Source organism: Spirillospora sp. NPDC049652, from assembly GCF_040675125.1.
In the GTDB taxonomy this organism is placed as follows: Bacteria; Actinomycetota; Actinomycetes; order Streptosporangiales; family Streptosporangiaceae; genus Spirillospora.
On record NZ_JBFAOF010001341.1, the window covers coordinates 1 to 1,536 of the forward strand.

Consider the following 1,536-nt stretch of genomic DNA (forward strand, 5'->3'; position numbering starts at 1 on the left):
CCGGCCGGACGAACCGACCGGACGGCGGCACTGACCGGCCGGACGGCCGTTTCCGCTGGTCAGGGACGCAGCGCGGTGACGTAGTCCGTGAGCGCGGCCATGGCGTGGTGGTGGGCCCGCGGCCCCCAGGAGATCCGCGCGACGCCCAGCTCGGCGAGGCGGCCGACCGTCAGGCCCGGCAGGCACAGGATGTTGACCGGGCCGGGCAGCTCCTTGGCGAGCGTGCCGATCGCGGCCTCGTCCCGGACGAGGATCGGGTAGACCGCGTCCGCCCCGGCCTCCAGGTAGCGGCGGCCGCGGTCGAGCGCGGCGTCGATGTCGTCCGGGGTGGCCTCCGCCTTGCCGAGGAACACGTCCACCCGCGCGTTGACCACCAGGTCGGTCCCGGCGGCGCGGGCCGCCTCGCGGACCGCCGCCAGGTACTCGGCCTGGGCCGACGCGTCCTTGAGGCCGCCGCCCGCCGCGAGGTCGGTGTCCTCCAGGTTGCAGCCGACCGCGCCCGCCTCGGCCAGCCGCTCGACCAGCTCGGCGGCGGGCAGCCCGTACCCGGCCTCGGCGTCCACGGTGACCGGGAGGTCCCCGGCGGCCCGGACGATCCGGGCGGCGGCCGCGAACATCTCGTCCGCCGGGGCGCCCTGGTGGTCCTCGTAGCCGAGCACGGCGGACACCGCGGCGCTGGCGGTGGCGAGCGCCGGATAGCCGGCGTCCGCGACGACCCGGGCGCTCGCGGCGTCCCACACGTTGGGCAGGATCAGCGGGTCGCCCGGACGGTGCAGCTCGCGCAGCCGGACGGCCCGGTCGTTGTGGGCGGTCATCTCGACTCCTCTTGGTCGGCTCTTCTCGCGTCCATGGTGAAGACGGAGCAGCGGGCCGGGATGTGACACCCCCGGCCCGCTCTCGGTCCGGCGCGCCCGAAGGCCGCCCGCGACGGTCAGCCGTGCGCGGTCACCCTGATGATCTTGACAGGGTGCTTCGGCAGCCCGTCCTGGGGGCCGCTCTGCGGGATGATGCCGCCCGCCGCGATCTCGTCCAGGACGCGCATGCCCCGCGTGACCTTCCCGAGGACCGTGTACGCGGGCGGGATGTTCGCGTGCGTGTGGACGATGAAGAACTGGCTGCCGTTGGTGTCCGGCCCCCAGTTGCCCATCGCGACCGTCCCGCGCGGATAGGTCTCCTTGCCGGTCAGCTCGTCGTCGAACTTGTAGCCGGGGCCGCCCTCCTCGGCGCGGTAGATGTCCCCGCACTGCAGGACGCCGAGCCGCTCGGAGTTGGTCAGCCGCCAGCACTGCGTGTGGTCGTAGAACCTCTGCCTGGTCAGGCTGACGAAGTTGGCGACGGCGCACGGCGCGTTCGCGCGGTCCATCCGGATCCGGACCTCGCCGTGGTTGGTGGTGATCCGGACGTCCACCGTGCCGTGCGCGCGGGCCTTCGCCTTCGGCGGGTGGACGGGCTTGGCGGCCGGGTTGTCGGGCGTCGGGGTGAAGACGCAGTGGGCCGTGCGCGCGTTCGGCGCCTGCGCCGGGGCCGCCGCGTTCG

The 1,536-nt window shown here is 74.7% G+C and carries 2 protein-coding genes; both read right to left on the minus strand.

What is annotated here, in order from left to right:
- Nucleotides 1–59: 59 nt before the first annotated feature.
- On the minus strand, nucleotides 60–815 hold the full coding sequence (locus AB0J52_RS40005; RefSeq protein ID WP_500188387.1) for an isocitrate lyase/PEP mutase family protein: 756 nt from the start codon (nucleotides 813–815) through the stop codon (nucleotides 60–62).
- 116 nt (nucleotides 816–931) lie between these two features.
- Nucleotides 932–1,536: peptidylprolyl isomerase (locus AB0J52_RS40010; RefSeq protein ID WP_500188388.1), on the minus strand; the 605-nt coding region annotated here is incomplete at its 5' end.